Genomic DNA, 10,153 nt, shown 5'->3' with positions numbered 1-10,153 from the left:
CACGATGAGCTGGGAGGCGGAGTGCCAGACGTCGCCGAGCACCGTCTCGCCGAGCCGGCCGGGCACCAGCAGCAGCGCCGAGCCCCAGAGCAGCGCGCCGACGGCCTGCCCCCCGCCGAGGAGCAGGCAGAACCTGCCCAGTCGGTGCGGGGCCTGCCGCAGCACCCGTGCCGCCTCCGGGACGGTGACCAGCGAAAGCCCCATGAGCACGGCCAGGAACGGGCCGAGCAGGAGCTCGGCGCCCCGCACCGCGCCGACCGCGCCGACCCCGACGATCACGCCGAGCCCGTACGCCCGCAACTGGCTCGCGCCACTGAGGCTGACGTTCTCGACCAGGTACCGGTAGCCGAGATCGCGCTGTTCGCGCAGCCACCCGCGCGCCTCGGCCATCCGGGGCCGGATGCCGGACTGGACGCAGCCGTAGCCCGCGGCCACCGTGGCGGACGCGCCCCAGGCGAACACGAAGGCGGCCACGGTGCCGACGCGGGCGGCCACCACCATGGCGGGGACGAGCGCGAGACCCCACACGACGTCGTTGAAGAACGCCTTCCGCCCGGTGCCCGCGGCGAAGAACGAGTACCGCCAGGCGTCCTGGAGCAGCAGCCCCGGCATCATGACACCGAGGGCGGCGAACGCGGGCCCGACCCGGCCGCCGAGTCCGAGCCCGGCCACCAGACACACCGCGCCGAGAGCGCCGCCGACGCCGAGCGCGGTGCCCGTCGAGCGGCCCACCGCCCCGCGCCAGGCCGTGCCGGGCGGGCCGCTGAAGCGCACCGTGAGCGGATCGGTGGCCAGCCCGCGGGAGACGTTGAGCACCACGCCGTAGGTCACCCAGGCGAGGCTGAACACGCCGAACGCGGTCACCCCCAGCGAGCGGGCCACGTAGATGCCCACCGCGAAGTTGCTCACGCTGGAGGCCGCCTGGTCGGCCAGTCCCCAGGACAGCCGGCCGACCATGGCCCGCTTGGCGGTTTGCCGGGCGGGTCCGGCGGGGACCGCCGATGCCGTCGTCTTCTCCCCCTCGGTGGTCATCGGCTTCATGCCTTGATCAATTCGGCGCCGCACAGGGCGCCGGCCGCGGCGGCGACGGTGTCGAACGGCAGCCCGGACCGCTCGGCGACGTCCAGCAGTGTGTGCTCGCCGTCGGAGAGGCTGAGCACCCAGAGCATCGCCATCTGGGCCTGCTTGGCGTCGCTGCGGCCGCCGAGCGAGTCGTACAGCCCGCGCCGGCCGAGCTGGGGCTCACCGTAGGGGCTGAGGTTGACGTAGCTCCGGTTGCGGTCCAGGACGGCGAACGCCTCGCGGCACACGGCGAGCGTGTCCGCCATCGCCTCCGGGGAGACGAAGTCCAGGTTGTCCGCCGAGGTGTGGTACTCGGGGTAGCCGGCGTACGGGGTCCGGCTGAGCGAGCCCACGCCGAGATCGAACCCGGGCGAGCAGAACTGCCGCTCGTCGTACCCGTACGGGGTGAACTCGTTGACCTGGTGCGGGCGTTCGGAGGAGGCCAGCACGTGCCGCATCACCCGGTCGATCTCCGCGTCGCCGCGCCTGCTCTGCTTGTACGTCAGCTGGCCCGGGTCGCCCGCGCAGGCCAGCACCAGCCCGTGCTTGACCCGGTCCACCCGTTCCGCGTTGCGGGCCAGCCAGGTGATCGCCCCGACGGTGCCGGGCGCGAAGATGAACCGGTAGGTGTAGTACGGGTTCTGCTCCGCCAGCGCCCGTGCCAGGTACGTCGCCACCGCGATGCCGGCCAGGTTGTCGTTGGCCAGTGACGGGTGGCAGACGTGGCAGGAGACGATCACCTCGTCGGCGATCTGCCCGGGGACCACGTGCTCGGCGTAGGTGAGGTGCCCGTCGGCGAGCGTGGAGTCGACGCGCACCTCGTAGTCGCCCTCCGGCAGCGCGTCCAGGGTCTCCTGGGCCAGGCAGAACCCCCATTCCGGCTTGTAGTAACTGGTGCGGTACGGCACCCAGCTCGGGTGGTCGGGCAGGGTGTACAGGTGCTCGCGCAGCTCGGACAGCGGCATGGTCGCCGACACCGGCACGCTGTAGCCGAGCACGTGCAGGCTGGACGCGGCGAAGTCGACGACGCGCCTGCCGGAACCGTCGGCGATGTAGGCGTCCTTGATGTTCCACTCCTGCGGCACCGTCCAGTCGAGTACCTGGGTCCCGGTCGGCACCTCGTGCACCTGGAGCGGGATGTGCTCGCCGACGATGTCCAGGGTGGCGCGCACCCCGTCGCCGGTGATGCTCCGGCAGAGCGGGTACATCCGCTCCACCAGAGCGTGCATCTCGTGGCCGAGCTCGGTCATCGGCGCCACCGCAGGGTGTCGTCGACGGTGCCGGCCTCGGTCGCCGCGCGCAGCACGGCAAGGCGGGTGAAGCGCTGCTCGAAGCTCTCCCGGGTCAGCCCGTGTTTCCGGTAGGCGTCGGCGAGTTCGAGCGCGCCCCGCTTCACCGTCCACTCGCAGTCGAAGCTGGGCACCGCGGCGCGGAACCGGGAGAAGTCGACCCGGTAGGACCGCGGATCGGCACCGTTCTCCCCGGTGATCACCACCTTCGCGCCGGACACCGCCTCGGCGACCTGGTCGGCGATCTCGGCGACCGTGACGTTGTTGAACTCGCTGCCGATGTTGAACGCCCGGTCGTGCACCGATTCCCGCGGCGCGGTCAGCGCGGCCGTGAAGGCCCGGGCGATGTCGGCGGCGTGCACCAGCGGGCGCCAGGGCGTGCCGTCGGAGAGCACCAGGACTTCGCCGGACAACAGGGCGTGCCCCACCAGGTTGTTCAGCACGATGTCGGCGCGCAGCCGCGGTGAGTACCCGAAGGCGGTGGCGTTGCGCATGAACACCGGGGTGAAGTCGTCGTCGGCCAGCGCGTGCAGGTCGTCCTCCACCCGCACCTTGGACTCCGCGTACGGCGTCACCGGGCGCAGCGGGGCGTCCTCGGCCACCAGTTCGTCGCCGCCGGCGGCGCCGTAGACCGAGCACGTCGACGCGTACAGGAAGCGCCGCACCCCGGCCTCGCGGGCCAGCCGGGCAAGGCGTACGGACGCGTGGTGGTTGATGTCGTAGGTGAGCTCCGGCGCCAGCGATCCCAGCGGGTCGTTGGACAGCGCGGCCAGGTGGATCACGGCGTCCACCCCGGCCACGTGCTCGGCCGTGACGTCGCGCAGGTCGACCCGATACCCGGACGGGTCGGCGGGCACCGGGCCAAGGACGCAGTCGGCGAACAGGCCGGCGTCAAGACCGACGACCTCGTGCCCGGCGGCCGCGAGGACCGGGGCCATGACGGTGCCCAGATAGCCCTGGTGCCCGGTCAGCAGTACGCGCAAGGTTCATTCCCCCAGGTCGAGAGTGAGTTTGGTGACGGCGAACGCCTCGGCGTAACGCGCGTTGCTTTCGATACCGCGGATCCGGGCCAGCCCGAGGAAGGCCTCCCGGTCGTACCAGGGCCGGTGCTGCTGCGAGGGGTAGTGCTCCTGAAGCAGCCGCACCTTCAGTTCGGCGGTCTCCGGCGACAGCGGCTGGTACGCCGACGGACGGCCGAGATCGCCGTCCCACTTGACGATCTCGTAGCCGAGCACGAGGTGGTCGCGGAACGCGGTGGTCATCAGTTTCGCCAGACCGCGGTGATCCTGGTGCGCGTCGTCGGTACGCGGGGCGAGGACCAGATCCGGCTCGGTCCGCAGACGCAGCTCCTCGACCGCGGCCTTGGCCTCGTCCCAGTGCCCGGGCATCCGGCCGTCCGGCAGCTTGTGCACGGTGAGCCGCAGGTCGGCGTCCGGGCAGAAGGCGGCGAGCGCGGCCTGCTCCTCCTGTTCCCGCTCGCTGCCACCGCCGGATAGCACCAGCGCGTCGACGCGGATACCCGGTCGCGCCTGGCACAGCGTCAGCAGCGTGCCGCCGGCGCCGATGGCGATGTCGTCGCAGTGCGCGCCCACCGCGACGATCCGGTCCAGGCGCTTGGCGCCGAGCCCGATCACGCCCTCGCTCCGGCGCCGTCCCTGCTGCCGGTCGCGCTCGCCCCCGCGCCGTCCCGTTCCCACACGGCCCACGGGCGGTCGCCCCGGGCGTAGGCGTCGTCGAGCGCGGCCCGCTCCTTCACGGTGTCGGTCGGCTTCCAGAAGCCGCGGTGCTGATGCGCCACCAGCCGTCCGCGCTTGGCCAGTTGGGCACATCCGTCGGCGACCAGGTCCCCGTTCTCCGGGATGTGGTCGAAGACCTCCTGGCGGAGGACGAAGTAGCCGCCGTTCTCCCACAGCGGCATGTCGCTCACCGCGGTGATGCCCCCCACCAGGCCGTCCTCGCCCAGGTCCACGCAGTGGAACGACGACTGCGGTGGCACCACCATCATCGACGCACCGGCGTCGCGCCGGGCGAACCGGTCGATCATCTCCGGCAGCGGGGCGTCGGTGAGCACGTCTGCGTAGTTCGCGAGGAACATCTCGTCGCCGTCCAGATGGTGCCGCACCCGGCGCAGTCGCTCCCCGATCGGCGACTCGATACCGGTCTGCGCGAACGTGATCGTCCAGTCGGCTATGTCGGTGGACAGCAGCTCGGCCCGGCCGCCCCGCAGCACGAAGTCGTTGGACGTCGTCTCCTCGTAGGTGAGGAAGAAGTTCTTGATGTGGTGCGCCCCGTACCCGAGGCACAGGATGAACTCCGTGTGTCCGAAGTGCGCGTAGTAGCGCATGACATGCCAGATCAGCGGACGCGGGCCGACCATCGCCATCGGCTTGGGCACGTCGTCGGAGGTGCCGTTGCGCATACGCATCCCGTAGCCGCCGCAGAACAGAACGACCTTCATGACTTGACCTCGACAATGCTCAGTTCCGGGATGGGAAAGACAAGGCGGCCGCCCCACTCGTGCACGAAGGACAGCTGCTCGACCAGCTCGGCCCGCAGGTTCCACGGGAGGACGAGGACGTAGTCCGGTTTGTCTGCGGCTATCCGCTCGGGCGGCAGGATCGGGATACGGGTGCCCGGGGTGAACCTGCCGTGCTTGTAAGGGTTGCGGTCGACCGTGTAGGTGAGCAGGTCGGGCCGGATGCCGCAGTGGTTGAGCAGGGTGTTGCCCTTGCCCGGGGCGCCGTAGCCGACGACCGTCTCGCCGCGCTCGGCCGCCTCGATGAGGAACCGCAGCAGGTCCCGGCGCACCTTGGCCACCCGGCCGGAGAACTCGGTGTACCCGGACAGGTCCTGGAGCCCGGCGGCCTTCTCCCGGTCAAGGACCTCGGCCACCTTCCCGCTCGGCTCCCCGGCCACCTCGGCCGGCCGGGCCCACAGCCGGATGGAGCCGCCGTGCGTGGGCAGCAACTCGACGTCCACGAGCGTGAGTCCGCCGCTTGCCAGCGCCCGGATCGCGGACGCGACCGTGTAGTACTGGAAGTGCTCGTGGTAGATCGTGTCGTACTGGTTCTCCTCGATCAGGGTCAGCAGGTGCTGCACCTCGATGGAGACCCAGCCGTCGTCGGCGACCAGAGCGCGCAGCCCCTGCGTGAACCCGACCACGTCGGGGATGTGCGCGTACACGTTGTTGGCCACGACCAGGTCCGCCGGGCCGTGCTCGGCGCGGACGGCCGAGCCGGTGTCCGGGGACAGGAACTCCGTGAGCGTGGGCACACCCGCGTCCCGCGCCGCTGCGCCGACGTTCACCGACGGTTCGATGCCGAGGCAGCGGATCCCCCGGTCCACCACATGCCTCAGCAGGTACCCGTCGTTGCTCGCGACCTCGACCACGAAGGCGTCGGGACCGAGCCCCACTCGCTGTACGGCGTCGGCGACGAACGTGCGCGCGTGCTCCACCCAGGAGGTCGAGAAGGAGGAGAAGTACGCGTACTCGCTGAACGTCTCCTCCGGCGTGATCAGCGGAGGGATCTGCGTGAGCCAGCAGTCGGTGCAGACCCGCAGGTGCAGCGGGTACGCAGGCTCCGGCTTGTCCAGTTGGTCCGCGGCGAGAAAGCTCTCGCACGGCGGGGTCGCCCCCAGATCGACGACGCTCACCAGAGCCGCCGAGCCGCAGAGTCGGCATCGTGTCATCTACTGCCCCCATCCCGCTCGCGCAGGTGTCCCCGCCGCGAGCCGGTGCTGTTGTCCCCCAACGGCGACGGGCTGTCCCCGCCGCCGGACCGACCCGCGATCGCGGTGCGGTACCCCTCCACCAGGCGCTCAAGGCCGACGGCCGGGCTGAACCCCTGCTCGTAACGGCGCCGGGCCGCCTGGCCCATCTCCCGGTTGCGGTCCTTCTCGGCCGCGATCCGGCGTATGCAGGACGCGAGCGACGCGGACTCGCCCGGCCGGTGCAGCAGCCCGCTCACCCCGTCCTCGACGAGTTCGACGAAGGCGCCGTGACCGGCGGCGACGACCGGGACCCCCGCCGCCATCGCCTCCACGACCACCAGGCCGAACGCCTCCAGCCATGTGGAGGGAGCCACCACGGCGACCGACCGTGCGATGGCCGTCCGGCACTCCGCCGTGTCATAGAGGCCGACGTACCGGACGTCGTCCCGGCCCGCTGCCCAGGCGGTCACCTCCGGCTCCAGCGGCCCCGTACCGGCGATCACGAGCGGGACGCCCACCCCGCCGTCGGCGGCGAGTTCGTCCCACGCGGCCATGAGCAGCCGCACGCCCTTGGCCTCGGCGAGCCGGCCGAGATAGAGCACATGCTCACCGGCGTCCGTCCGGCGCGTGCCCGGTTCGGGCACGAAGTTGTGCTTCACCGCCAGTCGCTCGGGTGGCATGCCGGCCCGCACCAGGACGTCGCGCTGCGCCCCGGAGATGCAGAAGAACCGCTCCACACCGGACCACCAACGCCGCCGGTTGACCGACAGGCTGACCGCGAGCGGCACCGTAGCCAGCCGGGAGCCCCGGTAGCAGCCGTGCCGGACGGCGGGCAGCGGCGTGGACCCGACACACTCGGTGCACGGCCTGCCGTCCCGCTGCAGCGTGCCGGGCGGGCAGACCTGGGTGTAGTTGTGCAGCGTGGCGACGGCGGGTACACCGGCGTCGGCGCAGGCGGCCAGCACCGCCGGCGACAGGAGCGGGAAGACGTTGTGGACGTGCACCACGTCCGGCCGCTCGGTGCGCAGCCTGGCGGCGAGCTCCGCGCGGACCGCCGGGTTCCACGGCACGAGCAGCGGTATCGCGGCCTTGCCCAGCAGGGACCGGGCGGCGATGTCGTCGCTGCGCCGCTCGAACACCTCGACCCGGTGGCCGGCCCCGCGCAACAGCTCCACCTCCTGGTCGACGACCTTGTTCTCCCCGCTCGGCTGCGCCGAGGCGTAGCGGTTGTGCACCACGAGGACGTGCATGCTCAGGTCACCTCCGATCTCTGGGCCCATCGCGGGACGCGTCGTCGAGGGATTTCGGGCGCCGAGAGGGGAGTGGCCGCGGCAGGTGTCGCCAGCAGCGAGGCGGCCAGGGCCAGATGCAGCAGATACGGCGAGGCGTCGCCCAGCCCGGCCTCGGTGTACGACGCGATCGCGCAGTAGCTGATCAGGAAGATCGCGCAGGCCCTCGACAGCGACGGTGGCCGCAGCAACGCGACGCCGCCCAACACGATGATGATCGCCGCCACCAGGACGACGCCGGTCACACCCTGCTCGTTGTAGACGGCCAGCCAGCTGTTGTCGATCGGCAGCCCGCCGAACGACTTGTCGCCCAGACCCGCGCCGAACAGGTACTCCGACGTCGTCCGGGGTGCTGCCAGCAGGGCGTCCCAGACCTTGGCCCGACCGGTGAGGCTGGTGAAGTTCTCCTGGCTCTGTCCGCGCAGGAACCACGCCTGCAGCACGGAGGCGAAGCCCACCGCGGCCACGGCGGCGCACAGCACCGCCCAGGCGAAGAACCGGCGGGCGGCGGCGCTGGTCAGGATGAGCGAGCCGATCGCCAGCGCCAGCCCGATGAGCAGGCCGAGCGTGGCCGTCCGGGTATGGGTCAGCGCGAGCAGGACGAGTGACGGCACGATGACCACCGCCGCGCCGGCCCTGTCGGTCCGGTGCCCCAGAACGAGCAGCACGGTGAGCCCGATGATCACCGCGGCGTACTGTCCGATCTGCGGCGGGGTGAGCGGCCACAACGCGCCGACCAGCCGCCCGCCGTAGAGGTCGGGCAGGGCCGCGCCCGGTGAGATGACCAGGCCGGCGGCCACCGACCCGAGCACCGCGAAGTACAGCCGGATGTGGTGCCGGACGAACGTCAGGCCGCCGTCCCACCAGCGGCTGAGCAGCCACAGCGTGCCGACGAAGAGGGCCAGTCGGGCGCAGCGGAACAGCGCGCCGAACCCGGCCTCCAGGTTCGCGCTGGAGATCACGCTCAGCACCAGCAGCAGGGTGAGCAGGAACACGAAGGCGCTGGCCCGGATCCGCAGCCGGAGATTGACCACGAGCGCCAGCGCGAATGCGGCGACCAGCGCGCCCATGGTGACCATCTGGATGAGGGAGCGGGGCAGCGGGACGATGGTCTTGGCCCCGGCGGAGCCGAGCGTGTTGAGGATCAGCAGCCCCCAGACGATCCCGACGATCTTCGGTGCGCCGGCAGGGCGCTGTTCGGCGCCGGGCCGCGTGTCCGCCGTGTCCGGTCCGTCCGGCAGCCCGCCGCGCCGCAGGTCCCCGCCCATCTCAACCACCGGCCCGTGGGTCGAGGGTGCTGCCGGCGTCCTGCTGGTCGGGCATTCCCTGCCACTGCCCGAAGTCGAGCACCCGGCTCGGGTCCTGGGCGACGAACTTCCATGGTCCGAGATAGACGTTGTCGTGCCAGCGGTTGTGCTGCTTGTGGGTGATCGCCTCGGCCACCCGCTTGCCCTGGTACGGCGACCAGTCCGGATAGGTGCCGTAGTTGGCCAGCACCGCCATTCGGTCGCACTTCACCGTGCACTTGACGACGGACTTGTCCAGCACGAAGCGGTTGTCGTGGATGTCCACCCGCTGGGTCTTCCACCGGCAGTCGGCGTAGAGCGGTGCCGTGGCGATCGCCGGTTCCGCGCAGCGGTCGGTGTCCCGCACCAGCAAGGTGCAGTCACCGGACGAGGTGTTGGCCGGACTGTTGCAGAACCGGTCGGCGTTCTCCCACAGGGTGATCCCGGACCAGTTGTTCTCCAGCACGTTCCGATAGATCTCGATCTTGTCGGTGCGGGCCGGGATCCGTGGTTCGCCGCCGGACTCGGACAGGTAGATGGTCGCGTACGGGAAGGTGTCGCCGCGGTCGGCTTCCCTGCGGCCCTCGACCCAGTTGTTCCGACGGATCATGTTGTTCCGGATGACCGCGTTGTAGCTGGTCTCGTAGATCAGCGCGGCACCGTCGTTGTCCTCGAGCACGTTGTTCTCGATACGGAAGTCGTTGTTGTTGGTGTCCGCCCACAACCCGGTTCCGCGGTTGTCGTGCACCCAGTTGCCGCTTATGTCAGCGCCGTCGACGGCCCAGAACTTGATGCCTCCGGTGCAGCCGCAGCCCTTCCGCCGCCGCTCCCAGTCGCCGGTGTTGTTGCCCACGATCTCGTTGCCTTCGACCACCAGGCCGGTGATACGGCCGGTGCCCTTGTACGCGTTCATGCCGTACTGACCGTTGTCGCGCAGACAGCTGGCGCGGACCCGCTGGCGGGCACCGGCCATCAGCCCGGCGCCGGAGTTGTCCTGGATCGTCGCGTGCTCGATCACCCATCCGTCGGCCGAGTCATGGTTGACCACACCCTCGTCGGGGGGCGCCATGAAACGTTGCACGGTCAGGTAGCGGATGGTGACGTCGCGGGCGCTGCCGCCGAACGCGTACTGGTTCTTCTTCCGGCCGTCGAGCACCGCGCCCGGCGCACCGAGGTAGCGGTCTCCCTCCTTGGGGATGACCTGGGCGTAGCGGTCCGGTTCGAGCCTGTGCTTGCCCGGTCGAAGCCAGAACGTGGTGTTCGGGGGGCTGCTCCTGGTCTTCGCCGCCAGGTCGCCGACCACCTTGGGGTCGACCGTCACCGCGCCCGCCGGTGCCTCGGCCGGCCCGGCCGCGGGCTCGGCGCACACCCGGGCCACGGATCGGGCCGCAGACGTGGACGGCGCGGCCTTCGGTTCCGTCCCGGCGCCCTGCGTGCTCTCACAGCCGGTCGCCGCCAGCAGGGCCAGCGCCAGCGGTGCCGCCGCCGACGCCCAGTGCCGCCTCTTGATTCCCAC

General features: G+C 71.2%; 9 protein-coding genes. All 9 read right to left on the bottom strand.

The genetic code is table 11. From position 1 onward, the window contains the following. Window positions 1–1,032: hypothetical protein (locus N4G66_RS07650; protein WP_261703213.1), on the bottom strand; the 1,032-nt coding region annotated here is incomplete at its 3' end. A gap of 5 nt (window positions 1,033–1,037) precedes the next feature. Continuing rightward, complete coding sequence (locus tag N4G66_RS07645; protein WP_261703199.1) at window positions 1,038–2,321, bottom strand: DUF4910 domain-containing protein; 1,284 nt, start codon at window positions 2,319–2,321, stop codon at window positions 1,038–1,040. Then, complete coding sequence (locus tag N4G66_RS07640; RefSeq protein WP_261703198.1) at window positions 2,309–3,334, bottom strand: NAD-dependent epimerase/dehydratase family protein; 1,026 nt, start codon at window positions 3,332–3,334, stop codon at window positions 2,309–2,311. The genes N4G66_RS07645 and N4G66_RS07640 overlap by 13 nt, the downstream gene beginning before the upstream one ends. Before the next feature lie 3 nt (window positions 3,335–3,337). Then, complete coding sequence (locus N4G66_RS07635; protein ID WP_261703197.1) at window positions 3,338–3,985, bottom strand: PIG-L deacetylase family protein; 648 nt, start codon at window positions 3,983–3,985, stop codon at window positions 3,338–3,340. After that, a complete protein-coding gene (locus N4G66_RS07630; RefSeq protein WP_261703196.1) occupies window positions 3,982–4,809 on the bottom strand; it encodes a glucose-1-phosphate cytidylyltransferase in 828 nt (275 codons plus the stop codon). Before N4G66_RS07630 ends, N4G66_RS07635 begins: the two co-directional genes overlap by 4 nt. Then, window positions 4,806–6,041, bottom strand: a complete 1,236-nt coding sequence (locus N4G66_RS07625) for a class I SAM-dependent methyltransferase (RefSeq protein WP_261703195.1) — start codon at window positions 6,039–6,041, stop codon at window positions 4,806–4,808. Before N4G66_RS07625 ends, N4G66_RS07630 begins: the two co-directional genes overlap by 4 nt. Then, on the bottom strand, window positions 6,038–7,312 hold the full coding sequence (locus tag N4G66_RS07620; RefSeq protein ID WP_261703194.1) for a glycosyltransferase: 1,275 nt from the start codon (window positions 7,310–7,312) through the stop codon (window positions 6,038–6,040). Before N4G66_RS07620 ends, N4G66_RS07625 begins: the two co-directional genes overlap by 4 nt. Before the next feature lie 2 nt (window positions 7,313–7,314). After that, window positions 7,315–8,619: an O-antigen ligase domain-containing protein gene (locus tag N4G66_RS07615; protein ID WP_261703212.1), complete on the bottom strand. Its 1,305-nt coding sequence runs from the start codon at window positions 8,617–8,619 to the stop codon at window positions 7,315–7,317. 1 nt (window position 8,620) lies between these two features. Then, window positions 8,621–10,153 (bottom strand): right-handed parallel beta-helix repeat-containing protein, encoded by a 1,533-nt coding sequence (locus N4G66_RS07610; protein ID WP_261703193.1) that lies wholly within the window; start codon window positions 10,151–10,153, stop codon window positions 8,621–8,623.

Origin of the sequence: Streptomyces rhizosphaerihabitans (genome assembly GCF_025399795.1) — a bacterium.
Classification (GTDB): Bacteria; Actinomycetota; Actinomycetes; order Streptomycetales; family Streptomycetaceae; genus Streptomyces; species Streptomyces rhizosphaerihabitans.
Note: the sequence above shows the minus strand (reverse complement) of the source record. Positions and strands in the feature narration are given on the sequence as shown.

Excerpts from the sequence above, each read along its gene's own strand:
- N4G66_RS07630 (WP_261703196.1), bottom strand. The coding sequence starts at position 4,809 with ATGAAGGTCGTTCTGTTCTGCGGCGGCTACGGGATGCGTATGCGCAAC.
- N4G66_RS07625 (WP_261703195.1), bottom strand. The coding sequence starts at position 6,041 with ATGACACGATGCCGACTCTGCGGCTCGGCGGCTCTGGTGAGCGTCGTC.
- N4G66_RS07620 (WP_261703194.1), bottom strand. The coding sequence starts at position 7,312 with ATGCACGTCCTCGTGGTGCACAACCGCTACGCCTCGGCGCAGCCGAGC.
- N4G66_RS07615 (WP_261703212.1), bottom strand. The coding sequence starts at position 8,619 with ATGGGCGGGGACCTGCGGCGCGGCGGGCTGCCGGACGGACCGGACACG.